Origin of the sequence: Streptomyces coeruleorubidus (assembly GCF_028885415.1) — a bacterium.
GTDB classification, from domain to species: domain Bacteria; phylum Actinomycetota; class Actinomycetes; order Streptomycetales; family Streptomycetaceae; genus Streptomyces; species Streptomyces coeruleorubidus_A.
On record NZ_CP118527.1, the window covers coordinates 6,641,462 to 6,665,738 of the forward strand.

Sequence of the window (24,277 nt, forward strand, 5' to 3'; positions counted from 1 at the left end):
TCGGCATAGCTCAACTTGACTGCCTAAGGGGAGATCATGGCTTCGACGTCCACACCGCTCACCCTGCCCGTGCTGCCGCTCGACGGTGAGGTCGTGCTGCCCGGGATGGTGGTCCCGCTGGACCTGAGCGACTCCGAGGTGCGTGCCGCGGTGGAGGCCGCCCAGGCCGCTGCCCGGTCAACGCCCGGAAAGCCCCGGGTACTCCTGGTGCCGCGCATCGACGGGACGTACGCGAACACCGGTGTGCTCGGCACCGTCGAGCAGGTCGGCCGGCTGGCCGACGGCGACCCGGGCGCGCTGATCCGCGGCCGGGGGCGGGTGAGGATCGGTGCGGGGACCACGGGTCCCGGCGCGGCCCTCTGGGTCGAGGGCACCCGCGTCGACGAATCCGTCCCGGAGCCGCTGCCCGGGCAGGTCGCCGAACTGGTCAAGGAGTACAAGGCCCTCGCCACCGCCTGGCTGCGCAAGCGCGGTGCCTGGCAGGTCGTCGACCGCGTCCAGGCCATCGACGACGTCTCGGCGCTCGCCGACAACTCCGGCTACTCGCCCTTCCTGACCGCCGATCAGAAGGTCGAGCTGCTGGAGACCGCCGACCCGGTGGCCCGGCTCAAGCTCGCCACCCAGCAGCTGCGTGACCACCTCGCCGAGCAGGACGTGGCCGAGTCCATCGCCAAGGACGTCCAGGAGGGCGTCGACAAGCAGCAGCGCGAGTTCCTGCTGCGGCGTCAGCTGGAAGCGGTCCGCAAGGAGTTGCGCGAGCTGAACGGCGAGCAGGAGGGCGAGGAGTCCGACGACTACCGCGCCCGCGTGGAGGCCGCCGACCTGCCCGAGAAGGTCCGCGAGGCCGCGCTCAAGGAGGTCGACAAGCTGGAGCGGTCCTCCGACCAGTCGCCCGAGGGCTCGTGGATCCGCACCTGGCTCGACACGGTCCTGGAGATGCCGTGGAACGAGCGCACCGAGGACGCCTACGACATCCAGGGCGCCCAGACCGTCCTCGACGCCGAGCACTCCGGCCTCCAGGACGTGAAGGAGCGGATCACCGAGTACCTGGCGGTGCGCAAGCGGCGTACCGACCGGGGGCTGGGCGTGGTCGGCGGGCGGCGCGGCGGTGCCGTGCTCGCGCTCGTCGGACCGCCCGGTGTCGGCAAGACCTCGCTCGGTGAGTCCGTCGCCCACGCGATGGGCCGCAAGTTCGTGCGCGTCGCCCTCGGCGGCGTCCGCGACGAGGCCGAGATCCGCGGTCACCGGCGTACCTACGTCGGCGCGCTGCCCGGCCGGGTCGTCCGGGCCATCAAGGAGGCCGGGTCCATGAACCCGGTCGTGCTGCTCGACGAGATCGACAAGGTGGGCTCGGACTTCCGGGGCGACCCGGCCGCGGCCCTGCTCGAAGTGCTCGACCCGGCGCAGAACCACACCTTCCGGGACCACTACCTGGAGGTCGAGCTGGACCTGTCGGACGTGGTCTTCCTCGCGACCGCCAACGTCCTGGAGGCGATCCCGGAGGCGCTGGCCGACCGGATGGAGATCGTCCGCCTGGACGGCTACACCGAGGACGAGAAGGTCGTCATCGCCCGTGACCACCTGCTGCCGCGCCAGCTGGAGCGGGCCGGGCTCGACAAGGACGAGGTCGCCGTCGACGAGGGCGCGCTGCGCAAGCTCGCCGGTGAGTACACGCGCGAGGCGGGCGTCCGCACCCTGGAGCGGTCGATCGCACGGCTGCTGCGCAAGGTCGCGGCCCAGCACGAACTGGGTGAGCGGGAGCTGCCGTTCACCGTCCGGGACGAGGACCTGCGCGCTCTGATCGGACGGCCGCACCACGTGCCCGAGTCCGCCCAGGACCCGGCCGAGCGCCGGACGTCCGTGCCGGGCGTGGCGACGGGCCTCGCGGTGACGGGCGCCGGCGGTGACGTGCTGTACGTCGAGGCGTCGCTGGCCGACCCGGAGACGGGCGCGGCCGGGCTGACCCTGACCGGTCAGCTCGGGGACGTGATGAAGGAGTCCGCGCAGATCGCGCTGAGCTTCCTGCGCTCCCGCGGTGCCGAGCTGGAACTGCCGGTGGGCGATCTGAAGGACCGGGGTGTGCACATCCACTTCCCGGCGGGCGCGGTCCCCAAGGACGGCCCCAGCGCCGGCGTCACGATGACCACGGCGCTCGCCTCGCTCCTGTCCGGCCGTCTGGTCCGCACGGACGTGGCGATGACCGGCGAGGTCTCGCTGACCGGGCGGGTCCTGCCGATCGGCGGCGTGAAGCAGAAGCTGCTCGCGGCGCACCGGGCGGGCGTCACCACGGTGATCATCCCCAAGCGCAACGAGCCCGACCTGGACGACGTCCCGGCCGAGGTGCTGGACAAGCTCGACGTCCACGCCGTCACCGACGTCCGCCAGGTCCTTCAGCTGGCGCTCGCGCCCGCCACCGCGGGCGCGGCGCCGGAGGTTCCGGTGGCCGCGTGACGGAGGCCACCGGATGAGGGAAGGCCCGGGTCCCGTGAGGGAGGCCCGGGCCTTCACCGTGTGGCGGCCCTGTGGACGCGCACCCCGTGACCTGCGGAATACTTGCCGAACTGCGGCGATGGCCGCGGATGGCGGAAAATGCAGGTAGCGGGCGACAACCGAGGCAGGACTCACGTGCACCAGGACGGCAACGACGACGGACACCGGGACGCCTCTCTGGCCGGAACCGGCGTGGATCAGCCTGCCTTTCTGGCGCTGGAGCGGGAGCTGACCGTGCTGCTGCGGCGGGCCCGGGCCAGCCAGGGCGAGATGGCCCGGGAGGTCCACCCCGACCTGGAGTCCTCCGCGTACGGCCTGCTCGTACGGCTGGACGAGTGCGGCAAGCAGCGGGCCACGGAACTCGCCGCCTACATCGGCGTCGGCAAGGCCACCATGTCCCGCCAGCTGCGCGCCCTGGAGGAACTCGGCCTGGTCGCCCGCGAGCCCGACCCCGCCGACGGACGCGCCTGGCTCGTCGCCCTCACCCAGGTGGGCCACGACCGGGTCCGCCGGGTGCGCGAGGCCCGCCGCGCCCGCTACGCCGGCCGCCTGGCCGACTGGGACACCCACGAGGTCACGGAACTGGCCCGGCTGCTGCACCAGCTCAACCGGGGCATGGAGAAGTAACAGCCGGTTCCGGGTGTTCAGAACTCGACGTACACGACCGTCGCGTCGTCGTGCGTCTTGCCCCGGCCCGGGAAGGATCTGGCCGGATCCGCTCGCTCCAGCGTCCGCACCCGGTCCACCAGCGCCTGGGGTCCCTCCTTGCGCATGAGATGGAAGCAGTCCGTCCAGTCGCCCTCCTCGAACCTCTCCACCCAGCGCGTCGCCCCGTCCGTCAGCGCGGCCAGGGCGCGTACGTCACGGCGGGGCAGGGTTCCGGTCACCGCCCGGCGGGACACCGAGGGGTCGGCCGCCGCCGTGAAGAAGCCGCCCTCCTTGTTGCGGAGCGTGGAGTCCACCAGCGCGACCGTGGCCAGGGCCGAGCGGGGGAGAAGGGCCAGCCGGTCGTCCAGGAAGGGCGTCACCACGCCGTCCGGGGACTCCACGAGGAGAGCCGAGTCCGACAGGACCAGGTACTCCACCGCCGCCGGGGACCAGCGGGCCACCACCACCGTGGCCTGAGGTGTGCGGGGGTGAGAAAGGTCACAGGTTGAGGCGTGTGCCTCGGCGGTACGCGCGATGGCACGGGACAAGGCGTCGACCAGGGGAACATCCGGGAGTGAAACGGTCAGTTCGGTCAGGGCTCCGCCGAGGCGCGCGGTGAACCAGGGGACGGAATGCAGACAACCCGTCCCGCCCTTCGGCGGCGTGACCCCGTCCAGGACGACGACCGAACCGCCCTGTCCGGAGGCCGGTAGTCCGACACTGACGAAGTCCTCGTTGGGGCGGTCCGCGTCTCCCGGTTCCGAGGCGAGTTCAGTACGCATCCAGCCAGTGTGCACGGGCCCTTCACAAGGTCCGCAAAAGGCTGGCAATGGTTGCCGGAGCGGTGCAGCCTTGCAGGTCAGACGCCCTGTTTGGGGTGGAATGCTTTGTTCCGGGAAAACGTGGTGGCGAATATTGCCATCGCCTGCCCGCGGCGTCCAACCGGCGTGCCGCGCAAGGCCGCTGCATGGGCCGGCGGAACTTGCCCCTCAACTCTCCTCCGGGGTTCACTCCTTCGGGTGGCGGGTCAGGTGATGCGCGTGCGCTGCCCACCGGCGCTGGGAGGGTCGGGAGGTGTACCTGGAGTACGCGTCAGTTGACGGAGCGTCATCCGGGCCCATGAGTTCACGAGTCAGGAATGCGAGCACCGGTGCAGAAGTCGCGGCCTCGTCGCACAGGCAAGCAGACGGCCCCCGTTCAGGGCGCTGAGCCGACGCCCCCCACCGGCAAGGGCCGCCCCACCCATGTACGCAACCGGCTCATCGTGGCCGTGGCCGTGGTCGCCGCGGCCATCGCCGGTGCGGGCACCCCGTCCGTCATCGCCGCCTCCGGGCAACTCCACGACTCGCAGGAGCTGGTGACGCTCGCCGAGCAGACGCAGGACGCGCTCGCCCTCGCGCACTCCCTCGCCGACGAGCGAGACGACGTCACCTCCTACATCGCGGCCGGCCGCCCCAAGTCCAAGGCGCCCTCCGAGCAGCGCAGCGCCCGCGTGGACCGGCAGGTCGAGGAGCTGCGCGCCGACACCGACACGCCCGCCTCGCTCCGCTCCGACCTCGACGCCATCGCGGCCGTACGCCGGGCGGCGCTCACCGGCAAGAGCAGCGCCCTGCAAGCGCACCAGGCGTACTCCACCGCCATCACCGAACTCCACCGGCTCGCCGAGCAGCTGGCGCAGCGGACGCCGCCCCGCGCGGGCTCCGGCGGCCAGGCCCTGGCCGAGCTGGACTCCGCCGTCCAGCAGGCCGCCGCGGCCCGGGGGCTGCTGCTGGCCGCCCTCAGCGTGCCGCGCGGCACCGAGACGGTCATCGACCCCGTCACCGGCCTGCCGACCGAGACCTCCTCGGACGCCGACACCCGGCAGCGCGACGCCCTGAGCGCCGCCGCCCAGCAGGCCCGGCTGCGCTCCGACGCGGCCCTGGCCGACTTCCGCGACACCGCGCCCAAGCCGGCCCGTACCTCCTTCGACAACACGGTCACCGGCACCGAGGTCAACTCCGCCGAGAAGTACCTCGCCACGCTCACCGACCAGCCGGCCCTCTCCAGCAACGAACTCTCCACCAACGCCAGGAAGCTGGACGCGGCCCTGTCCGCACGCGTCGACCTGATGCGCGGCGTGGAGTCCGCCCTCTACGACCGCCGCACCAAGGACCTGGAGGCGCTGCGCGACGACGACGTCACCGCGCTGGAGATCCGCATCGCCGTCCTCGGCGCCCTGATGCTGCTCGCCGTCGGCGTCGCCACGGGCATGGCCCGCAGCCTCACGCGCCCCCTCGCGGTCCTGCGCCTGGGCTCCAAGCGCCTGGCCGAGGCGGAGGTTCCGACGGCCGAGGAACCCGTCAGGTTCACCGGCCGCAACGACGAGTTCGCCCAGGTCGTCCGCTCCGTCAACGCCCTGCACGCGCACGCCGTCACGCTCACCGAGCGGATCGCCACGCTGGAGTCCGACCGCAAGCACCTGGTCGGCCAGCGCCAGAAGATGGCCGACGCGCGCGAGGAACTGCGCGGCGAACTCGCCGAGTCCGCCGCCCAGCTGGAGCGGCTGCGCACGGCCATCGGCGGCACGTTCGTCAACCTCGCGCTGCGCACCCTCGGCCTGGTCGAGCGGCAACTGGCCGTCATCGAGAACCTGGAGGAGCGCGAGCAGGACCCGGACCGCCTCGCCACGCTGTTCAAGCTCGACCACTTCGCGACGGTCATGCGACGGCACAGCGAGAACCTCCTCGTCCTCGCCGGCACCGAGCACGTCCAGCACGCCGCCGGGCCCGTGCCGCTCGTGGACGTCGTGCGCGCCGCGGTGAGCGAGATCGAGCGGTACGAGCGGGTCCGGATCGCCGCGCTGCCGCCGCACGCGCACATCGCCGGGTTCGCCGCGGACGACCTGTCCCACCTGCTGGCCGAACTCCTGGAGAACGCCACCTCGTTCTCGCCGCCCGACCTGCCCGTCGAGATCTCCGGCTGGCTGCTGGAGAACGGCGAGGTCATGCTCTCGGTGCAGGACGAGGGCATCGGCATGACCGAGGACCGGCTGGAGCGTCTGAACGCCCGCCTCGCCGACTTCGACCCGGAGGCGCCGTACGACCAGGAGGGCGAGGACGGTCTCGGACTCGGCCTGTACGTCGTGGCCCGCCTCGCCCACCGGCACGGTGTGCGCGTGCAGTTGCGCGAGCAGAAGCAGGGCGGTGTCGCGGCGGTCGTCGTCCTGCCCCGCACGCTGCTGGCGGCGGCCCCGGCCGCGGCCGTCCCGGCCTCCGGCCCCCTCTCCGGCACCACCCACACCGTCGCGTTCCCCGGTGCCGACGCCGAGGCCAACTCCAACGTCCTGCACGGCCGCGCGAGCAACGGCGACCCGCTGGTGGCGCTGGCGGAGAAGGCGGTACGGCGCGAGGAGGTGGCGGAGGAGTCCGCGGACCACACGGAGTCCGCGGACCACACGGAGGCCGCGGGGCGCACGGAGGCCGCGGAGCACCCCGAACCGGCACCGGCGGAAGCCCCCGCCGAGACCACGATGGAGCTGCTGGCCCCGATCCCGCAGGACGAGCCTGCCCCGGCGGAGCACGAGCCCGCGGCCGCCGACGGCGAAACGGCCCCACAGGGGCCACCCGCACCCGACGACGAAACCCGCACGGGGGGTGCGGGCGGGAACGACACCGCCGGTGGGGGCCCCACCCGCTCGAGCGAAGCCGAGAGTGGGGGAGAAGCCGAGGCGGAACACGAACGCGCACCCGACGACGAAGAGGACCGCGTCACAGACAAGGGCCTCCCCAAGCGCACTCCCAAGATCACCGCCCCGGCCCAGGCCCCGCGCCAGCGGACCGGCTCCGTGGACGCCGAAGCCCTCCGCCGCCGCCTCGGCGGCTTCCGCCAGGGCGCCCAGGCCGGCTACCGCGAGGTGGAGGCGGAAATCGCCGAACGGACGGCCTCGCACCAGCGGCCGGACACCGGCACATCAGGACCAGCTGAATCCGAAGAAGCCACGGGGGGCACAGTCGAGGAGGCAAGCAGTTGACCGCTCCCAGTACCTTCGGACTGATCGGACTGAGTAGTGAGGCCCGCAACCTGCACTGGCTGCTGACCAACCTCGTCGAGGAGGTGCCCGGCATCCTCTCGGTCGCGGTCGTCTCGTCCGACGGACTGCTCCTGCTGTCCTCCGACGACCACCGCAACCAGCAGGCCCGGGAAGCCCTCCGGGCCCGCGGGACCAAGCGGACCGGCCCGCGCGGCTCCGCCGCCGACCTGGCCACCATCGTCTCCGGCATCGGCAGCCTCACCGTCGGCGCCGCCAAGCTGATGGCCTTCGGCGGGGTCCGGCACACGATGGTCGCGATGGACGAGGGCAGCCTGTTCGTGATGTCCATCAGCGACGGCTCGCTGCTCGGAGTCCACGGCTCCGCGGACTGCGACATGAGCGTGCTGGCGTACCACATGGCGCTGTTCGTGGGCCGCGCCGGCCACGTCCTGACGCCCGAACTCCGCAGCGAACTCCGAAAATCCCTGGAGGATTCCCAGACGACGGGGAGTGCCCGATGAGCAGTACGCCGAAGCAGCACCTCCCGGTCCGCGGCGGTGACCGCAAACCCGCCCGGGTCCGCCCCTACTCGCTCACCGGCGGCCGTACCCGCTTCGGCCACGTCCTGCTGGTCGAGACGTTCGTGGCGAGCACGGCCGCGCTGGACGCCCCGGAGGAGCGCAGGGAACTGACGAACGGGTCCCTGTCCACCCGCGTGATGCCGGAGCTGCGGGCCATCGTCGAACTGTGCCGCCGGATGCGTACGGTGGCCGAAATCGCCGCGCTGCTGAAGATGCCGCTCGGCGTGGTCCGCGTGCTCCTCAGCGACCTCGCGGACCAGGGAAAGATCCGTGTGTACGGGACGGGAACCGGCCATGGCACGGGCCGCCCGGACCGAGCTCTGCTGGAAAGGGTGCTGAGTGGACTCCGTCGTCTCTGACGCCGCTCGCGGCGTCTTCGGTACATCTCCGTTCGCCCAGTCCGACGAGAGCATGCACGCCTGGGAGACGGACCGCACCCGCGCCCCCATCGCCACGAAGATCGTGGTGGCGGGCGGCTTCGGCGTGGGCAAGACCACGCTGGTCACCGCCGTTTCGGAGATCACGCCCCTGCAGACCGAGGCGCTGATGACCGAGGCGAGCGAGGCCACCGACGATCTCACCGCCACGCCGGGCAAGACCACCACCACCGTGGCCATGGACTTCGGGCGACTCACGCTCGACGACGACCTGGTGCTCTACCTGTTCGGCACGCCGGGCCAGCAGCGCTTCTGGTTCATGTGGGACGACATCGTGCGCGGCGCGATCGGCGCCGTCGTCATGGCCGACACGCGCCGTCTGAAGGACTGCTTCCCGGTACTGGACTACTTCGAGAGCTCCGGACTGCCGTACGTGGTCGCGGTCAACCACTTCGACGGCAGCGAGCTGTTCGAGCCGGAGGACGTCCGGGAGGCCTTGACCATCCCGAAACACATACCTGTCATGATCATGGACGCGCGTCGCCGGATCTCCGTGATCGAGACCCTCCTGGCCCTGGTGGGCCACGCGCTCGACGAAACCCCCGAGTAGAGGACAACCCCGCATGCGGAAGATACTCGTCGTCGGAGCCGGTCAGTCCGGGCTCCAGATCGCTCTCGGCCTCCAGTCGCAGGGGTACGAGGTCACCCTGATGTCCAACCGGACGGCGGACGAGATCCGCACCGGCCGGGTCATGTCGACGCAGTGCATGTTCCACACGGCCCTGCAGCACGAGCGCGATCTCCAGCTGAACTTCTGGGAGTCCCAGGCCCCGAAGATCGAAGGACTCGGAGTCTCGGTCGCCGCCCCCGGCTCCTGGGCCGAGGGCCCCGCGGCCCGTGCGATCGACTGGCTGGGCAGGCTCGACGGGTACGCGCAGTCGGTCGACCAGCGCGTGAAGATGGCCGGCTGGATGGAGACGTTCGCCCAGCGCGGCGGGCAGCTCGTCATCCACGGCGCGGCCGTCGGCGACCTCGACTACTTCGCCCGCACGTACGACCTGGTGCTCGTCGCGGCCGGCAAGGGCGAGCTGGTGCAGATGTTCGCCCGCGACCCGGAGCGCTCCCCCTACAGCGAGCCGCAGCGCGCGCTGGCCGTGTCGTACGTCCACGGCCTGGGCCCGCGCCCGGAGCACCCGGACACCGAAGGGGTCCGCTGCAACCTCGTGCCGGGCGTCGGCGAACTGTTCGTCATGCCCTGCCTGACCACCTCCGGCCGCGCCGACATCCTGTTCTGGGAGGGCATACCCGGCGGCCCGCTCGACGTCTTCAACGGCGTCAAGGACCCGGCGGAGCACCTCTCCCTGACCCTGGAACTCATGGAGCGGTACGTCCCCTGGGAGTACGCGCGGGCCACCAAGGTCGAACTGACCGACGCGGGCGGCACGCTGGCCGGCCGCTACGCCCCCACCGTCCGCAACCCCGTCGGCCGCCTCCCCGGCGGCGGGCTCGTGCTGGGTGTGGCGGACGTCGTCGTGGCGAACGACCCGATCACCGGCCAGGGCTCCAACTCCGCGTCGAAGTGCGCGGCCGCCTACCTCTCCTCGATCGTCGAGCGCGGCGACAAGCCGTTCGACGAGGAGTGGATGCGGGCCACCTTCGACCGCTACTGGACCACCGCGCAGCACGTCACCAAGTGGACCAACGCGATGCTCGCGCCGCCGCCGGAGCACATCCTGAACCTGATCGGCGCCGCCGGTGAGCTCCAGCCGGTCGCCGACCGGTTCGCCAACGGCTTCAACGACCCGGCCGACTTCGAGAACTTCTTCTACGACCCGGACAAGGCGCAGGCCTACCTGGTCGAGGTGTCGGGCGCGGGCGCCGCGTAGTCCGCGTAGGCCGCCTGGCTTTCGTATCCCTCGTATCCCTGGTGTCCCTCGTATCCCTCGTCCGACCCGTCCGTGGCCCCCTCGGGGAGCTCCGGTGGTTCGTAGCGCCGCAGGGGCTTCCCGTCCGGGTCCGGGCGGACGGCGCCCAGGACCGGGTTGGCCGCGATCGGTGACACCTTCACCTTCGCGCCCGGCCGGGGCGCCTGTACGACCATGCCGTCGCCGAGGTACAGCGCCACGTGCGTGGCCTCGGGGAAGTACACGACCAGGTCTCCCGGCCGCAGCTCGGTGAGCGGGACCCGCTTCAGCCGTTTCCACTGCTCCTGGCTGGTCCGGGGGATGGGCGTGCCGGCCTCCGCCCAGGCCTGCGAGGTCAGGCCCGAGCAGTCGTACGTCTTCGGGCCCTGCGCGCCCCACTCGTAGGGCTTGCCGAGCTGCCGTACGGCGTAGCGGACGGCCCGGCCGCCCTCGGCCGACGGTCTGCGGACGCTGCTGCTGCCGCCGGCGCCGCTGCTGCCGAGTGCGCCGGACGCCATGAACTTCTTCTGAGCCTTCTCGATGCCGTTCTTCTCGAACGCGGCCAGGGCGGTGAGCTGGTCGCGGCTGAGGGAGGAGAGCAGTTCCTCGACGTCGTGGAGCCGCTCGCGGACCTCGTCCCGTTCCTTCTTCCGCCGCTCGGTGAGGGCGAGCTGCTGGTCGAGGGCCTTGCGGGCCTTGCGGGCCAGTTCGTGGGCCTTCCGCTCGCTGCCGGTCAGCCGGCCGACGGTCTCGGCCCGCTCCCGCGCCAGCCGGCCGATCACACGGCCCTGGTCGATCGCGTGCTGCGGGTCGCGGGCCAGGAGCAGGCGTACGTACGGGGAGATGTCGGTGCTGCTCTGGTACTGCTGCCGGGCCAGGCGGCCGGCCGCGCCCCGGCTGTCGTGCAGGGAGAGCCGGGTGCGGGCGAGAGCGCGGTCCAGGCGGTCGGTCTCGGCGCGCTGCTTCTTCAGCTTCTCCTCGGTGGCGTTGTAGGCCTCGGTGGCCTGTTCGGCCTTCCGGTACAGCTGCTGAAGATCCGTCAGGAGGCTTGAGAGGGACGCGAGGTCCTGGGCGGAGGCGGGGTCCTGGGCGGGGCCGGGCTCCGGGGCTGCCGTGGCGGGGGTGAGGGCGAGGACGGTTGTTGCCGCCGTCGCCGCGATGCAGACCAGCCGCACGAGTTTTCCTGACATGCCATCACCTCCGATGTGAGGGCGGCCCTTCGGCCACCGGACATTCGTGAGGATCAGGCGTGCGCGCGAGGTGCGCGCGGTGGGTGTGCGCGGTTCGGCGCAACGGGGTCACCCGTCGGCGTCGTCCCGCTTGCCGGGCGGCGTGGCGTCTGGCTTCGACCAGGGCCAGTTGAGCCGGCGGGTCGGTGCGCCCTCGGGGTCGTACTCGTACTTCCAGCGGTGGGTCAGTCCGACCCTGCCCTGTGCGCGGGGCACGCGGCGGTAGACCAGGACGGTGGCCGGGCCGCCGGCGGGGTCCGGGACGGGGATGCGGTACGTCTTGGGCGGGTGGCCGGTGATGCCGAGCAGGACGGGCAGGACCCTGCCGTCCATGGGGCCGCCCTCGAAGGGGGTGTCTTCGCTCTTCACGGGACCAGTGTCAGACATCCTCGGCGAGGGCCCGGACCAGGGCGTCGGTCTGCGGGTCGCGGCGGGCGGTCACCGACAGCATGGCCAGGAACTGCTCGACGAGCCAGTCGCGCAGCTCCTCGGCGGGGGGTTGCTTGTCCTCGTCGAGCCAGATGAGCGACGACGCCTCGACGGCGGTGATCCACATCCGGACGGTCATCCGCAGCCGCGGGCCGGGCTCGGTGACCTCCAGGTGCCGGAAGATGTGCTCGGCGGCGTCGCGGCGTACGCCGTCGACGATGGCGGTGGTACGCGAGGTCTCGACGACGCTGCCGCCCTGGAGGAGGGCGCTGAAGCCGGCGTCGTGCTCGTCGACGAAGGTGAGGTAGCGGTCGAGGGCGCGGGACAGGCGGGGGAGCAGGGCGCCGTCGCGGGGCTCGTCGAAGCAGTGCCGGAGCTCGTCGGCGGCGGAGCGGAGGGCGGCCTCGTACAGCTGCTGCTTGCCGCCCGGGAAGTACCGGTAGACCAGGGGCCGCGAGACCCCGGCCGCCTCCGCCACGTCGTCCAGGGACACGTCCTCCGGGGCCCGGTGCGCGAAGAGGTTCAGCGCGGAGGTGAGGAGCTGGCTGCGGCGTTCCTCGACGCTGAGTCGCCGGTAGGCGGGGGTGGGGGCGGCTGGTGTCATGACTGGCAGCGTAATCGGGGGCGGGGGCTGCGGGTGCCTCCGGCGGTTGGGCGGGGTGCCTGCGGCAGCCTGTGCGGGTGTGGTGGGGGTGCGCGCCTTCGCCTGCGCTGTGGTGGTGGGTCGGGGCCACGCCGGGGGGCCGTCCTCGGAACGGCGCGATGGGGTCGGACGCCGACTGACTGTCCGTTGACGCGCCAACCGCTGCGGGCGGACACCCCCCGACACGTCCCCTTCCGTAGGCCGGCGGGTGCGGCTGCTGCGTGGGGGGCCGGGCCGTCCTCTAGCGGGCGTCGACGTGCTGGAAGTCCACGGCGGTGATCCGAGCCGTCTTGTCGGTCAGTTCGGCCAGGCCCTGGCCCTCGAACACGTCGGTGATGAGGGCGCCACTGGTGGCGCCGAGAGCGGACTGTTCGTCGTTGGGGACGAGATCGGCGATGGAGCGGTAGGACTCCTTCAGCAGGGATTCCTGCTTGTGGGCGGCCGGGAACAGGGCCAGGACGCCGCCGTCGGCGGTCCGCAGGGCGTACACGCTCGGGTCGGCCGGGGGCTTGGTGAAGAACTTCTCGGTGGCCTTGCCGTCGGCCGCGCCCTCGGTGCTGCTCCGCTGGTAGGTCTGCTTGGCGTTCTCGACCGGCTTCGTGGAGGCCAGGGCCTTGCCCTCCTTCTTGCCGCCGGTCTCGAGGAAGTCCTCGTAGGCGGCGCCGAGGTCGGAGGGGGCGAGCTTGCCGACCTTGGTGCCGGGGTCTACGGCCTCGGCGAGACCGTGACGGTCGACGGCGATCTCTGGGAGGGGCTCGCCGCTGTCGGCCCAGAGGGACAGCACCATCTTGTAGGTCCCGCCGACCTTGTCGAAGACCAGCAGCACGCTGTTCTTGCGGTCCACGCTGGACTTGGCCCGGACGGCGAACCAGGTGGCGGTGCCCTTCTTGGGGATCACGTACTCGCGGTCCTGGTAGGAGAAGGGCTCGGCGTAGGACTTCTGCTCCTTCTTCGGCCAGGTCTCGAAGAGGGTGTAGACGGCCTTGTCCATCGCGTAGACCTGACCCGCCTCGACCGTCCCCAGGAGCTTCTCGTCCTGCGCGGCATTGGCCTTGTTGTTGACCTCCTCGTAGCGGTCGGCGATCTTCTTGGCGGCGGCCTGGGTGACCACGCCCTGCGGGGTGTCATCGGCGCCGGAGTCCGAGGCGGCCTGGCCGCCGCACGCGGTCAGGGCGAGAGCGGTCGTGACCCCGAGGGCGGCGACCTTGAGACGCGGCAGCGGTGCGAGACGGGTGGTGTGGGGGGACATGCGGTGGTGATCTCCTTGAGGGCCACGGAGGGTGACGAGTTCAAGGAGGACAGTAGTCACCCTGCATGGACATGACCTGACCCGGGTTCGCTTTCGTGATGCGGGGATGGCCGGATCGCGTTCTTGCCGGGGACTTGCCCCGGCTTCACCCTTTCAGGGTCAGTGGTGACCATAAGGGGGGAACGTGCCATTCGGCCGAGATGACAGGGAGCTCCTTCGCCGGATCAGCGACCAGCTCAGTCACGTCACAGCCGAACTCACGGCCGTCAAACAGCAAGTGACGGACCAGCAGCACACCATCGATCAGAATCGGCAGGACGCCACAGCCGCCATCACTACCGGACTCGCGGAGATCCGGGCCGTCGCACGTGAGGCCCTGACCCGAACCAACGACATCGTCACCGGTCCCGTCGCGAACATCGGCGACGAACTCGTCGCCCTTCGCGGCTCCATCGCCCAGCTCGGAGATCAACTCCGCACGGCGGCCTCCCCGGCGGCGGAGCCGGCCGCTCCGGAACCGGTGCCGCCCTCGATCGCGGAGGAGGACAAGCGGCCCGAGCCGGTCGCCCGGCCGGAGTCGCGGATGTCGGACGACGACTCGCTGAACCCCGAAACGCTTCGGGCGGCCGCCGGTATCTCCGCCGCCGTCCTTCACGCCCACCGCGATACCTGGGAGTTCCTGGTCAAACACGCCGGGGCGGATCAGCACTTCCACATCCCCGGCGCCGTCAGCGAGACCCATGGCATCGTCATGGCCGGCCTCTCCGGGCCCAGTCTTGTCGCCATTCTCACCAGCCTCGACGATGTGAGGCACGATGCCGAAGCCGGGCGTGGTACCCAGGCCATCGCCCACCATCTCCACCAGCGCATCGGCGACATCGTCGACGAGATCGCCCGAGACCCTCACGTCGGTGGCGACTGCGACCCCGTGACCATCCGCATCGACGACCGACTCAAGCCAGAGGGCGACGGGGAAGACGAGCGGCAGTGACACCGCGACGCCCCGCCCGGACATACCGGGTGGGGCGTCCAGTCGGCCGTCCTTCTCAGGCCAGCAACCCCGACGACTTCCACAACCGCCGCCCGACCCCCCGCAACACCCCGATGTCGTCAAGGAAGTCCGTCAACCGCTTGGACCCGTTCTGCATGACCTCGCGGCGATGCCCGCTCGCCCGCACCTGCGCGAGAGCCTCCCGCTTGTCCAGGCCGACGTTCGTGTAGACCTCGGGGTTCACGAACGCCACCGAGAACACCCGGGCGAACTCCCCGGAGGTGATGCGGGTGAACTCCTGGGACCACTTGGGGGCCGTCACCATCTGGCGCCGCAGCTCCTCGCGGGCGTAGCGCACGTGGCGGGCCTCCTCCACGACATGGATGCGGGTGACGCCGCGGATGAGGGGCTGGACCCGCTCGTCGGGGAACGTCAGGCGCTGCATCCAGTCGAGGACCTCCTCGCCGAGCAGCGTGGCCGTGAAGGAGCCGGGCGTGGTGGAGATGGTCTTGAACAGGCGGCCCAGGTGCTGGTGCACGCGGCTGACCGGGTACCAGGGCGTGCCGCCGTGGGATATCAGACGGGCGAACATCTTGGAGTGCCGGCACTCGTCCTCGATCTCGGTGAGTGCGTAGCGCACGTGCGCGCTCGTGGCGGCCTTGTCGTAGATGTGCCGGACCAGCAGCTGCATGAGGATGATCTCGAACCAGATGCCGAGGGAGGCCAGCGCCGCCGCCTCGTGCTGGGAGAGGAGGATCCGCTGTTCCTCGCCCATCCGCTTCCAGAGCGGGGTGTCGTAGAGCGACACCAGCTCCGGCGGCCAGAACCACTTGCCCTCCTCGAAGGGCGCGTCCCAGTCCAGCTCCTCGTCCGGGTCGAAGGAGTGCTTGGCGGAGGAGTCGAGCAGCCGTTGGGCCACCTGTTCCCGGTCCTTGAGCAGGCCCAGGGCATCGCGCAGGCCGTCGAGCGCGTCGGCTTCCGTCAGGGTCGTCATGGCTGCCCACCTCGTTGTGCACACGTCACTGTTGCCCTTATGAGACTGCCTGTCAGCAAGGTCGTCAATCCCCTGCGCGCCACTTCTGGTCAACGACCCGGCGGTTGATCACTCGTTCGACGGGGCGAATCGGCATATTCCCCTGGGTACGCTGGCTGTGCCAGGCAGACTCCGTCACATGGGAGCAACCATGAGCGCCGCACGCGACTACGGGCTGGACGACGACTACCAGTGGCCTCGTCCGCCGCAGGGTGGCTGGACGGCGGACGACCTCGACGAGCTTCCCAACCTTCCTCCGCACACGGAGCTGATCGACGGGAGCCTTGTCTTCGTGAGTCCGCAGACCAATTTCCACTCGCGTGCCATCCGCTTGCTGGACAACGCCCTGCTGGACCAAGTGCCGGAGGAGCTCGACGTCATCCGGGAGATGACCATCAAGCTGAACGAGCGCAATCGGCCGGAACCCGATGTCCTGGTGTTCCGCGCGGGTGCCGACACAGGGCCCAGGCAGACCTGGTACCGACCTGAAGACGTCGTCATCGCCGTCGAGGTCGTCTCGGAGGACTCGGAGGACCGGGACCGTGAGGTCAAGCCGCGGAAGTACGCGCAGGCAGGGATTCCGCACTACTGGCGCGTCGAGGAGAACGAGGGGCTTCCGGTGGTCTATGTCTACGAACTCGATCCCGCGACCCAGGCCTACGGCTTGACCGGCATCTTCCACGACAAGCTCGAGCTGACCGTCCCGTTCCCCGTCGACATCGACCTCACCGCCATCAACCGCCGCCGTTGATCAACTAGGCGTCCGTTAGCGGGACTTGAGCACCGCCTCCATCACCGCCCGCGCGATCGGCGCCGCGTCGCCGCCCCCGCTGATGTCCCCGCGCGCCGCCTCCGCGTCCTCCACGACCACCGCGACAGCCACCCGCGGCGCCAGGTCGCGGTCGCCCTGCGCCCAGGAGACGAACCAGGCGTACGGCATGCCCGAGTTGCCGAGGCCGTGCTGGGCGGTGCCGGTCTTGCCGCCCACCTTGGCGCCCCGGATCGCGGCCCGGCGACCGCCGCCGTTCTCGACCGCCTCCCGCATCAGCGCGCGCAGCCGGACCGCGGTCGAGGGGTACATCGCCTGGCGGACCGCGCGCGAGCCGGATGTCGCGAGAGTGCTGCCGCTCGGCCGCGTCGTGCGCTCCACCAGGTACGGCTCCCGCAGCTGACCGCCGTTGGCGACGGCCGCCGCGACCATCGCCATCTGGAGCGGTGTGGCGCGGGTGTTGTACTGGCCGATCGACGACAGGGCGAGCTGGGCCTTGTCGAGCGAGGTGTCGAAGGTGGACCGTGCCACCGCGAAGGGGACCCTGAGCGCCGAGTCGTTGAAGCCGAAGGCCTGGGCCGTGGCCGTCATGTCCGTCACCCCCACCTCCACGCCGAGCTTGGCGAACACCGTGTTGCAGGAGAGGGTGAAGGCCTCGCGCACGGAGGCGTCCCGGCAGCCCCGGGACGCGTTCGTCAGGCGGGTCCGCGTCCCGGGCAGGGTGTACGGGTCGGGGGAGTCGGTCGGCGCGCCGAGGTCCTTGACCACGCCGGCGTCCAGCGCGGCGGCCGCCGTGACGACCTTGAAGGTCGAGCCCGGCGGATACGTCTGCCGTACCGCCCGGTTGAGCATCGGTCGGTCCCGGTCGGCGTTCAGCCGCCGCCACGCCCTGGTCGCCGCGGCCCCGTTGCCGGACAGCGGCTGGGGGTCGTAGGACGGGGCGGACACCAGGGCCAGGATCCGGCCGGTCGACGGCTCCAGCGCCGCCACCGCACCCTTGCGCCCGGCGAGTCCCTTGTACGCCGCCCGTTGTGCGGCCGGGTCGAGGGTCGTCACGACGTCGCCGCCGCGGCTGCGTGCCCGCGTGAAGTCGTTCCACAGCGGGAACGGCGCGAGCATCGGGTGCGTGCCGGACAGGATGCCGTCCTCGGCCTGCTCCAGGAGCGTCGTTCCGTACAGCTGGGAGGCGAAACCGGTGACCGGCGCGTACAACGGGCCGTCGGTGTAGGTCCGTTCGTAGCGCAGGTGCTCGCGGGTGTCCTTCGAGCCGGTGACGGGCCGGCCGTCGACCAGGATGTCGCCGCGCGGCTCCTGGTAACGGGCGATGTCGGGGCGGCGGTTGGCGGGGCTGCGGTCGTACTCGGGGGCCTGGACGACCTGGACGCGGGCGGCGTTCAGCAGCAGCGCCACCAGCAGCAGGGCGCAGAAGACGCCGGCGTGCCGGATGTGCCGCGTCACGGGGTGCCCGGCCCGTCGTACTGACGGCGTGCCGAGTCGCTGACCCGGACCAGCAGCGCCACGATCGCCCAGTTGGTCACCACCGACGAGCCGCCCTGCGCGAGGAACGGCATCGCCATGCCGGTCAGCGGGATCAGGCCGGTCACCCCGCCCGCGATCACGAACACCTGGAGCGCCACGAGCGAGGCGAGGCCGACGGCGAGCAGTCGCCCGAAGGGCTCGCGCACGGCGAGAGCGGCCCGGTAGCCGCGCTCCACCAGCAGGCCGTAGAGGAGGAAGATCGCGGACAGGCCCGCCAGGCCGAGTTCCTCGCCGGCCGTGGCCAGGATGAAGTCCGACTTCACGGCGAAGCCGATGAGGACCGAGTGACCGAGTCCGAGGCCGGTGCCGAGCATGCCGCCCTCCGCGAAGGCGAACAGGGACTGGGCGAGCTGGTTCGGGCCCTCGCCCGCATCGATGGAAGCGAACGGGTGCAGCCACGTCTCGATCCTGCTGTGCACATGCGGCTCCAGCCGGCCGACGGCGACCGCCCCCAGCGCGGCCAGCAGCAGACCGACCGCGATCCAGCCGGTGCGGCCGGTGGCGACGTAGAGGAGGACGACGAAGAGGCCGAAGAAGAGCAGGGAGGTGCCGAGGTCCCGCTCCAGGACCAGGACTCCGACGCTGACCAGCCAGACGGCGACGATCGGGCCGAGGACCCGGCCGGTGGGGAGCCGGAGCTTCCAGATGCGGCGGCCGGTGTAGGCGAGGGCGTTGCGGTTCGCGGCCAGGTACGCGGCGAAGAACACCGCCAGCAGCACTTTCGCGAACTCGCCCGGCTGGATGGAGAACCCGGCGATCCGGATCCAGATGCGGGCGCCGTTCACCGCCGGGAACAGGATCGGCAGGGTGAGCAGCACGAGCGCGGCGACGACACAGACGTACGTGTAGCGCTGGAGCACCCGGTGGTCGCGCAGCAGCAGGACGACCAGGATGAACAGCGTCACGCCGAGAGTCGACCAGACCAGTTGCGCCGGTGCCGCCCGGTCGCCCGGGGTCTCCAGGTCGAGCCGGTAGATGAGCACCAGGCCGAGCCCGTTGAGCAGCACGCCGATGGGCAGGAGGAGCGGGTCGGCGTGCGGGGCCCGCAGGCGTACGGCCAGATGCGCCAGCAGCGCGAGCACGCCGAGCCCGGCGCCGTAGCCGGCGGCACCGGGCGGGAGGGTGCCGTGCTGGGCGAGGCCGACGGCGCAGTAGCCGTACACGGACAGCAGTACGGCCAGGACGATGAGGGCGAGTTCGATGCCCCGGCGCCGGGGGAGGCGGCGGACGGCGGGCGCGGGCGGGTCCGCCGTCGCCACGGTGATTCCGGCCTTGCTCATGTCCGGAACTTACCCAAACAGTGAGTCTTGTGTGCCTTTGGGTGAGCGAAAGTCAGCACCAGCGTGGCGCGGGCCCGATGTTGTCGATGTAGCGGGCCGCGCCCCAGGCCCAGGTGCCGTCCGTGAGGAGGTACCAGAGGGGGTTGCCCTCGACGGTCTCGCCGCCGGTCTTGCAGAAGATGCTGACGATGTCGCCCTTGTGGGCGTGCCGGATGATCTGCGAGCCGCGGTTCGGGGCGCTGCGCAGCGCCAGCGTGTTCGCCGTGACGACGCCCCTGTAGAGGCGCGGGTCGTGGTGGTTTCCGTTGCCACCGCTGGGGTCGTGGTGGCCGTGGTGGTTTCCGTTGCCGCCGCTCGGGTCCAAGTCGTCGTGCGCGGCTGCGGCGGGCGTGACGGCGGCCGCGGCGGCGAGGAGTCCGGCGGCGGTTGCTATGGAGAGGCGGGAGCGCAGAGACACGGGGGTTACCTCCATGTGGGGGCGAAGGTGCCGAAGCTGACTATCCGCCACATTAGGAGCGCCCTCCTGCCGCCGCCCGTCACAGTGGGCCATAGGAGAACGCGCCCCGACCTCCCCGAGCTCTCACTCCGCCGCCAGTCTCAGGGTCGCCACCGCTCCCCCGTCCTCGGCGTTGGCGAACTCCAGCCGCGCCCCCAACACCTCGGCCTGCCCCAGCGCGATGGTCAACCCCAGCCCATGCCCCTTGACCCCGCCTTCCGTACGGAACCGCTGCGGCCCGTGCGCCAGCAGATACTCCGGAAAACCGTCCCCGTTGTCCCGAACGGTGACCACCGGCCCGTCCACCGTCAGCACGACCGGCCCCCGCCCGTGCTTGTGCGCGTTCGTCACGAGATTCCCCAGCACCCGCTCCAGCCGCCGCCGGTCCGTCTCCACGGCCACATCCCGTACGACCCTGACCTGCGTGTCGTTCCCCGCGCCCCGCACCACCCGCTCGGCCAACGGCCCCACCAACTCGGTGTCCAGCTCCAGCCGCTCCCGGCCGGTGTCCAGCCGGGAGATCTCCAGCAGGTCCTCGGTGAGGGTGCGCAGGGCCGCCACCCGGTCCCGCACCAGCTCGGTCGGGCGGCCGGGCGGCAGCAGTTCGGCCGCCGCGTGCAGCCCGGTCAGCGGCGTGCGCAGCTCATGCGCGACATCCGCGGTGAACCGCTGCTCCGCGAGCAGCTTGCCCTGCAAGGACGACGCCATGGAGTCCAGCGCGGCGGCGACCGCGGCCACCTCGTCCTGCGGGCGCGCCGGGGCCTTCGTACGCGGGCCCGTACGCGGGTCGTTCACCCGCGCGTCCAGGTCGCCCGCGCTGATCCGACGGGCCACCAGCGCCGTGGTGTGCAGCCGCCGCGTCACCCGCGTCACCGCGAACGCGCCGACCAGCAGCGTCGCCCCGATCGCCAGCCCCGAAGACCACAGGATCGCCCGGTCCAGGCCCGCGATGGTGCGGGCCTGCTGCGAGTAGTCGACCGCCACGGCCAGGGCCCGGTCGCCGTCGGCGGGCCCGGCCGCCCACATCGTGGGGCGCCCCTGGAGCTCGGCGACCATCGTGCCGCGGTCCCCGGCGACCGCCAGGTTCCGCAGCGGCCGGGGCAGGCCCGGCGGATCCACGCCGGCGCCACGCTTGAGCGAGTCCCCGGCCTCGTACCGCTCCGTCGCCTGCGTCAGCCGCTGCAACGCCTGGTCGCGGGCCTGGCCGACGGTCTGGTTCGTCACCTGTACGTGCACCAGGACGCCGAGCAGGGCGGCCAGCGCGCAGCACATCACGGTGATGAAGGCGGCGGCCTTCGCGGCGAGCGTCCCGGACCACCGGGGGAGCGTGGGTCTCATCCGGTGCTCGCCGAGGGGGAGACCGAGGGGGCGGGGGAGGGCGCGGCGGAGGGGTGCCGGGAGTGGCTCCGCGGGCCCGTGTGCACCATCTCGTCCTGCGTGAGGAGCATGGCCCGCTGGTCCCGGTCCCAGGTCCACTGGAGGCGGTACTCGTAGCCCGCGACCTCGGACGGCGAGCGGATGACGAGGGAACGCCCGGCCAGCTCGACGCCGCTCAGCGCGTCCTCCCAGGCCATCACCTGCACGAGCCGGTGCTTCTCGACGGTGTAGACGCGCACGGCGGTGGTCTTGCCGGGCAGCAGCCGGAAGCCCAGCGCCAGGTCGTCGCGCCCGTCGCCGGTCAGGTCCCGGTAGTACGGCCTGAGGACCGGGCAGCGTCCGTGCTCCGGGCCCTTGCCGCAGTCGGCCATCCTGCGGCTCGTGTCGCGGTACGGCGCCTTGTCGCCGTCGTAGTCGCCCGGGCTCGCGGCCATCTCGGCCCGGACGACCCCGACCGGGTCCACCCGGCGGATGTCGTCGCCGGGGACCTTGACGCCCTTGACCACCTCGGTGTTCACCTCACCGATCTCGAAGGCCGGACTGGACGCCGGCGTCAGCTCCGGCCAGAGCCGGGCCGGCCCGACCGCCGTAGGCGTCGCACCGGCACCCTCCAGCCCACCGGCGTCCCCACACCCGACGGCGGTCGCCAAGAGGAGACCGATGACGGCGGCACGCCGGACGCCCTTCCCGGGCCTCCGGCGACGGCTTCCGTCGGTGCCGGGCGGGTTTCCGAGGCGGGCCGGCATGTTTCCGAGCTGGCCGGGCGGGTTTTCGGCGCGGGCCGGTGAGTCTCTGAGGTGGTCGGGGCTGGTTCCCGGTGGGGTCGGCAGGGTTCCGGGGTGCCTGGGGTGGTTTCCGGGGCGGCCGAGGCGGCTTCCGGGGTCGTCGGGTAGGTCTCCGATGCGGTCGAGGCTGGTTCCCGGTGGGTCCGGCAGTGTTCCTGGGGGGTCGGGGCGGCTTCCGGGGTGGTTGGGTGGGTTTCCGATGTGACCGGGCAGGTCTCCGATGCGGTCGAGGCTGGTTCCCGGTGGGTCCGGCAGTGTTCCTGGGGGGTCGGGGCGCCTTCCGAGGTGGTCGGGCAGGTCTCCGATGCGGTCGAGGCTGGTTCCCGGTGGGTCCGGCAGGCATCCCGGCTGCCCGAGGCGGCTTACGAGGTGGTCGGGCGGGTTTCCGATGCGGCCGAGTGAGTCTCCGAAGTGGCCGAGGCCGCTTTCCGGTCGGCCTGGCAGACTTCCCGGTTGCCTGGGGAGGTTTCCTCGTTGGGCCGGCACACTTTCCGGGCGACCCGGCTGGCTGCCCTGTCGGTCCGGCAGGCTTTCCTCGCGGTCGATGCGGCGTCCCGGTCGGCCCAACAGGTTTCCCAAGCGGCCCGGCTGGCTTTCCGGTCGGCCCGGCTGGTTTCCCGGCCCGCCCCGCAGGCTTCCCGGGCGCCCGAGGCGGCTTCCGAGGCGGCCGGAAAGTCTGTCAGAACGGCCGAGAAAGCCGTCGGGGCGGCCGACAGGGCCATCCGAACCTCCGGAAGGGCGGTCCGAACCTCCGGAAGGGCGGTCCGAACCTCCGGAAGGTCCACCCGAGCGGCCGGAAGGTCCACCCGAACCCCCGGAAGGTCCACCCGAGCGGCCGGAAAAGCCATCCGAGCGCCCGGCAAGGTCATCGGGGCGGTCGGAAAAGCTGTCGACGCGGCTTCCGGGGCGGCTGACGGGCACTGCACTCCTGCGGTTCGAGGGTGATCACACGGCTCGGACCGACCGTCGGCCCCGTACACCTTATTCGTAGGGAAGTCCTATTTGCGCGCCAGGGAGTCCGTTTGCCGCCCTACTCGGTGAGCTCCTCCAGCAGCCGGGCCGTCACCAGCCCGGCCCGCAGGTATTCGACGAACAGCTCGTTGTGCAGCGCCCAGGGCGAACGGCGGTCCCGGATCAGCCGGATCGCCGCGTCGGCGGAGCTTCCCCGCCGTATCAGCGCGTGCGCGACGACGAGGCCGGAGCGGTTGTACCCGTGGTAACAGCGGACAAGGATCTTGCGGCCCTCGTCCAGCGCCTCGCACGCGGCCTCGGCCAGCCGGATCACACCGGCGAGCTGCGTCCCGTCGAGCGGCCCGTCGGGGATGGGCCAGACGTGGTGCCGGACGTCCGGATCGGGCCCGTGTCCCGGCAGCCGCAGCAGCGTCTGCACGAGGTCGAACTCGTCCCGTACGACGGCGAACTCCGGATGGCCCAAGGCGCCGGTGTACTCGTGGCCGCCCATCCACAACCCGGGGACGACCTCGCTCCAGGGACTCTCCGGAGCCGGCACATCGGGTTTCCTGCGGGTACGCAACGACGCCTCCCCAGCATCACCGCCCAACTCCTCTCAAAGGTAACCGGGTTCTTGCCCCCGCAGCACCCCGCCTGTTCCCATGGTCTGGGGTGATGGTGCATGGACGGACTGCGCGTCATACCGACCTGGCGGCACGGTCAGGAGCGGCTGTACGTCTGCCTCCCGGACGGCAGGAACATCGCCTGGTACGACCGTGAGGCGGGCCGGGTCAATCTGCTGGGCGAGGACCGTGAGGACGACGTCCTGCGAGCCCTCGGGCCCTTCATCACCGGCCCCGTGACGGTCGGGCCGCCCCCGGTGCCGACCCCCGCCGAGCTCGCCCGTCTGACCCTGCACCCCGACGACGACCTGGCCCCCAACCGCCCCGGCGAGGCCCTCATCGTCGCCCTCGACCGCGACCCCGGCCCGGCCCGCCGGCTGCGCCCCGACCCGCGCCGCCGGGCCCTGGAGGCGGAGCAGACGGTCGGGGACGCCCTGGACCGCATGGACGGTGCGGGCTGGCACGCCGTGCACTCCGTCCCGCTCCCCGGTGGCAGCCGCATCCACCACCTGCTGATCGGCCCCGGCGGTCTGTTCGCCCTGCACACCCTGTACGCGCGCAAGCAGCGGGTGACGGTCGCCGACCCCATGGTCACCCTGGGCCGCCGCGAACCGGCCGCCCTGCTCCGCCGCGTCCGCGCCGACGCCGACCGCGCCTCCTACGCCCTGACGGCGGAGGTCCGCCCCGTCCTCGCCCTGGTCGGCCCGACGGCCGTGTCGGTCCCGGCCGCACCCCGCGAGGTCCGCGTCCTCACGGACCTGGAGGTGCAGACCCTGACCCGCCAGGGCGGCGTCCTGAAACCGGCGGACGTGGAGGCCCTGCACGCGATGGCCCGGGACCGGAACACATGGACGCGGGTGTGAGGGCGTGCCGC

22 protein-coding genes are annotated in these 24,277 nt (G+C 71.8%); 10 read left to right on the forward strand and 12 right to left on the reverse strand.

Annotated features, from left to right (window positions below):
* The first annotated feature begins 36 nt into the window (after positions 1-36).
* Positions 37-2,451 (forward strand): endopeptidase La, encoded by a 2,415-nt coding sequence (gene lon / locus PV963_RS31020; protein WP_274819439.1) that lies wholly within the window; start codon positions 37-39, stop codon positions 2,449-2,451.
* Between the two features lie 174 nt (positions 2,452-2,625).
* Positions 2,626-3,117: a MarR family winged helix-turn-helix transcriptional regulator gene (locus PV963_RS31025; RefSeq protein WP_274819441.1), complete on the forward strand. Its 492-nt coding sequence runs from the start codon at positions 2,626-2,628 to the stop codon at positions 3,115-3,117.
* A gap of 17 nt (positions 3,118-3,134) precedes the next feature.
* Here the strand turns inward: PV963_RS31025 and PV963_RS31030 are convergent, their stop codons facing one another.
* A complete protein-coding gene (locus PV963_RS31030; protein WP_274819442.1) occupies positions 3,135-3,920 on the reverse strand; it encodes a protein phosphatase 2C domain-containing protein in 786 nt (261 codons plus the stop codon).
* Positions 3,921-4,276: 356 nt separating this feature from the next.
* Here PV963_RS31030 and PV963_RS31035 point away from each other — a divergent pair, with 356 nt between their 5' ends.
* From PV963_RS31035 to PV963_RS31055, 5 genes are read left to right on the forward strand one after another with little or no spacing between them, the layout of a single operon-like run.
* Entirely contained in the window at positions 4,277-7,147 is a 2,871-nt protein-coding gene (locus tag PV963_RS31035) for a nitrate- and nitrite sensing domain-containing protein (protein ID WP_425540959.1), read from the forward strand.
* Entirely contained in the window at positions 7,144-7,668 is a 525-nt protein-coding gene (locus tag PV963_RS31040; RefSeq protein ID WP_274819445.1) for a roadblock/LC7 domain-containing protein, read from the forward strand. Before PV963_RS31035 ends, PV963_RS31040 begins: the two co-directional genes overlap by 4 nt.
* Entirely contained in the window at positions 7,665-8,087 is a 423-nt protein-coding gene (locus PV963_RS31045) for a DUF742 domain-containing protein (RefSeq protein ID WP_059419369.1), read from the forward strand. Before PV963_RS31040 ends, PV963_RS31045 begins: the two co-directional genes overlap by 4 nt.
* Entirely contained in the window at positions 8,068-8,715 is a 648-nt protein-coding gene (locus PV963_RS31050) for a GTP-binding protein (RefSeq protein ID WP_274819447.1), read from the forward strand. The genes PV963_RS31045 and PV963_RS31050 overlap by 20 nt, the downstream gene beginning before the upstream one ends.
* Positions 8,716-8,728: 13 nt before the next feature.
* Complete coding sequence (locus PV963_RS31055) at positions 8,729-9,991, forward strand: styrene monooxygenase/indole monooxygenase family protein (RefSeq protein WP_274819449.1); 1,263 nt, start codon at positions 8,729-8,731, stop codon at positions 9,989-9,991.
* Here the strand turns inward: PV963_RS31055 and PV963_RS31060 are convergent.
* The 4 genes from PV963_RS31060 to PV963_RS31075 all read right to left on the reverse strand — a co-directional run bounded on the left by PV963_RS31060 (position 9,955) and on the right by PV963_RS31075 (position 13,559).
* Positions 9,955-11,199 carry an NlpC/P60 family protein gene (locus PV963_RS31060; protein WP_274819451.1) on the reverse strand — a complete coding sequence of 415 codons (1,245 nt, stop codon included), beginning with the start codon at positions 11,197-11,199 and terminating at the stop codon, positions 9,955-9,957. The two genes, PV963_RS31055 and PV963_RS31060, sit on opposite strands and share 37 nt — an antisense overlap.
* A 108-nt stretch (positions 11,200-11,307) precedes the next feature.
* Positions 11,308-11,607 (reverse strand): hypothetical protein, encoded by a 300-nt coding sequence (locus tag PV963_RS31065; RefSeq protein ID WP_274819453.1) that lies wholly within the window; start codon positions 11,605-11,607, stop codon positions 11,308-11,310.
* Between the two features lie 10 nt (positions 11,608-11,617).
* A complete protein-coding gene (locus PV963_RS31070; protein WP_274819454.1) occupies positions 11,618-12,271 on the reverse strand; it encodes a TetR/AcrR family transcriptional regulator in 654 nt (217 codons plus the stop codon).
* Positions 12,272-12,551: 280 nt separating this feature from the next.
* Positions 12,552-13,559, reverse strand: coding sequence for a hypothetical protein (locus tag PV963_RS31075; RefSeq protein ID WP_274819456.1), 1,008 nt, complete (start codon positions 13,557-13,559; stop codon positions 12,552-12,554).
* A 277-nt stretch (positions 13,560-13,836) separates the two neighbouring features.
* On the opposite strand from PV963_RS31075, the gene PV963_RS31080 reads away from it, so the two are divergent.
* Positions 13,837-14,550, forward strand: a complete 714-nt coding sequence (locus tag PV963_RS31080; RefSeq protein WP_274819458.1) for a hypothetical protein — start codon at positions 13,837-13,839, stop codon at positions 14,548-14,550.
* A gap of 55 nt (positions 14,551-14,605) precedes the next feature.
* On the opposite strand, the gene PV963_RS31085 is transcribed toward PV963_RS31080, so the two are convergent.
* Entirely contained in the window at positions 14,606-15,544 is a 939-nt protein-coding gene (locus PV963_RS31085) for an AurF N-oxygenase family protein (RefSeq protein WP_274819460.1), read from the reverse strand.
* Between the two features lie 190 nt (positions 15,545-15,734).
* Between PV963_RS31085 and PV963_RS31090 the strand changes: the two genes are divergently transcribed.
* Complete coding sequence (locus tag PV963_RS31090; RefSeq protein WP_274819462.1) at positions 15,735-16,334, forward strand: Uma2 family endonuclease; 600 nt, start codon at positions 15,735-15,737, stop codon at positions 16,332-16,334.
* Between the two features lie 15 nt (positions 16,335-16,349).
* On the opposite strand, the gene PV963_RS31095 is transcribed toward PV963_RS31090, so the two are convergent.
* The 6 genes from PV963_RS31095 to PV963_RS31120 form a co-directional block, all read right to left on the reverse strand.
* Positions 16,350-17,810, reverse strand: coding sequence for a penicillin-binding transpeptidase domain-containing protein (locus tag PV963_RS31095; protein WP_274819463.1), 1,461 nt, complete (start codon positions 17,808-17,810; stop codon positions 16,350-16,352).
* A complete protein-coding gene (locus PV963_RS31100) occupies positions 17,807-19,171 on the reverse strand; it encodes an FtsW/RodA/SpoVE family cell cycle protein (protein WP_274819465.1) in 1,365 nt (454 codons plus the stop codon). Before PV963_RS31100 ends, PV963_RS31095 begins: the two co-directional genes overlap by 4 nt.
* A 52-nt stretch (positions 19,172-19,223) precedes the next feature.
* The gene (locus tag PV963_RS31105; protein WP_425540960.1) at positions 19,224-19,628 is read right to left on the reverse strand and encodes an SH3 domain-containing protein; all 405 of its coding nucleotides are present in this window, start codon (positions 19,626-19,628) and stop codon (positions 19,224-19,226) included.
* Between the two features lie 123 nt (positions 19,629-19,751).
* Positions 19,752-21,005 (reverse strand): sensor histidine kinase, encoded by a 1,254-nt coding sequence (locus PV963_RS31110; RefSeq protein WP_274819468.1) that lies wholly within the window; start codon positions 21,003-21,005, stop codon positions 19,752-19,754.
* A complete protein-coding gene (locus PV963_RS31115; protein ID WP_274819469.1) occupies positions 21,002-21,790 on the reverse strand; it encodes a hypothetical protein in 789 nt (262 codons plus the stop codon). The genes PV963_RS31110 and PV963_RS31115 overlap by 4 nt, the downstream gene beginning before the upstream one ends.
* Positions 21,791-22,859: 1,069 nt before the next feature.
* Positions 22,860-23,363 carry a protein-tyrosine phosphatase family protein gene (locus PV963_RS31120; RefSeq protein ID WP_274819471.1) on the reverse strand — a complete coding sequence of 168 codons (504 nt, stop codon included), beginning with the start codon at positions 23,361-23,363 and terminating at the stop codon, positions 22,860-22,862.
* Between the two features lie 99 nt (positions 23,364-23,462).
* Between PV963_RS31120 and PV963_RS31125 the strand changes: the two genes are divergently transcribed.
* A complete protein-coding gene (locus PV963_RS31125) occupies positions 23,463-24,266 on the forward strand; it encodes a nuclease-related domain-containing protein (protein ID WP_274819473.1) in 804 nt (267 codons plus the stop codon).
* The last annotated feature ends 11 nt before the right edge of the window (positions 24,267-24,277 follow it).